The organism is Leifsonia sp. KNZ12-8B (genome assembly GCF_056755495.1).
The window spans coordinates 1-1,533 of sequence record NZ_JBPGXM010000243.1; the positions used below are offsets into that span (position 1 = coordinate 1).

The 1,533-nt window shown below is 75.3% G+C and carries 2 protein-coding genes; both read left to right on the forward strand.

Going from position 1 to position 1,533, the window contains the following annotated elements:
* Nucleotides 1-407, forward strand: a 407-nt coding sequence (locus ACR9ZG_RS18805) for an aggregation-promoting factor C-terminal-like domain-containing protein (protein ID WP_481286367.1), incomplete at its 5' end; no start/stop codon positions are given.
* A 69-nt stretch (nucleotides 408-476) separates the two neighbouring features.
* On the forward strand, nucleotides 477-1,533 hold a 1,057-nt coding region (locus ACR9ZG_RS18810), incomplete at its 3' end, for a hypothetical protein (RefSeq protein WP_481286368.1).

Genomic DNA, 1,533 nt, shown 5'->3' on the forward strand with positions numbered 1-1,533 from the left:
CCCCGCCCCCCGCCGCCCCCCCCCCCCCCCCCCCCCCCCGCCCCCCCCCCGCGCCCCCCCCCGCCCCGCCGGGGGGGGGGGGGGCGCCCGCCGCGAACACGCCCGACAGCGCCAAGTCCGTCGCCGCGAGCATCGCGTCGTCGCAGTACGGCTGGGGCTCCGACCAGTTCTCGTGCCTGAGCAGCCTCTGGGCGAAGGAGTCCGGCTGGAACTACCAGGCCTACAACGCCGGCAGCGGCGCGACGGGCATCCCGCAGGCGCTTCCCGGCAGCAAGATGGCGAGCTTCGGCACCGACTGGGCCACCAACGCCACCACGCAGATCAAGTGGGGCCTCGACTACATCTCGCGCTCCTACGGAACACCGTGCTCGGCCTGGTCGCACTCGCAGGCCGTCAACTGGTACTGAGCCGCAGCTCGGACAGGCCGCGACATCCGCGGGGGTCCGCCGGCGCCCGGCGCCGGTAGACTCCCGCGGGTGAGCACCCTCGACGCGGCCGGGACGGCCGCCACCAGCCCCGTCATCCGCGGCGCGCACCTCGTCGGCAGCGTCAACCTGCCCGACGCCGAGAGCGTGTTCCGCACCGTCGGCGCCCGCCTGGGCGACCGCCTCCACCGCCTCCCGGACGGTGAGGTCGGCGAGCGGTTCTACTGGATCCAGTTCCAGACGAAGCGCTTCGACAGCATGACGGGGCTCTCGCGCATCCCCGTCGAGCCGTACTACCTGCGCGAGATCTTCGATGCGAGGCCGTTCCGGCTCGACGAGGGCGTCACCGCCGACGACCTGGTCTTCCCCGACCTCGGCTACGCCGACGCGGCGCTCGACTCGTACGCCACCTTCGCGCGGCTGCGGGACGAGGGCGCCATCCCGGCCGGCGTCCGGTTCCAGGTCTCGCTCCCGACGCCGGCCGCCGTCACCGGCGCGTTCGTCGTCCCAGAGGACCGCACCGCCTTCGAGCCCGCGTACGAGCGCGCGCTGTTCGCCGAACTCGACCGGATCGTCGCGGGCATCCCGCACCGGGACCTCGCCATCCAGTGGGACACCGCCGTGGAGTTCGCCCTCCTGGAGGGCCGGATCGAACCCTGGTTCGACGACGTGCTCGGCGGTGTCGTCGCGCGTGCCCTGCGCCAGTCCGCCGCCGTCCCCGACGACGTCGAGGTCGGCTACCACCTCTGCTACGGCGACGTCGAGGAGCACCACTTCGTGCAGCCCGTCGACGCGGGGCACCTCGCCGCCGTGACCCGCGGCATCCTCGACGGGTCGACCCACCCGGTCGCCTGGGTGCACCTCCCGGTGCCGATCGAGCGCGACGACGACGCCTACTTCGCGCCCCTCGCCGACGTGGAGCTGCCCGAAGGCACCGAGCTGTACCTCGGCCTCCTGCACCATGAGGACGGCGTGGAGGGCGCCCGGCGTCGCGCGCGCGCCGCCGCGACCGCTCAGCCCCGCTTCGGCGTCGCCACCGAGTGCGGCTTCGGCCGCGGGCCCCCCGCGCCCCCCTCCCCCCCCCCCCCCCCCCCCCCCCCCCCCCCCC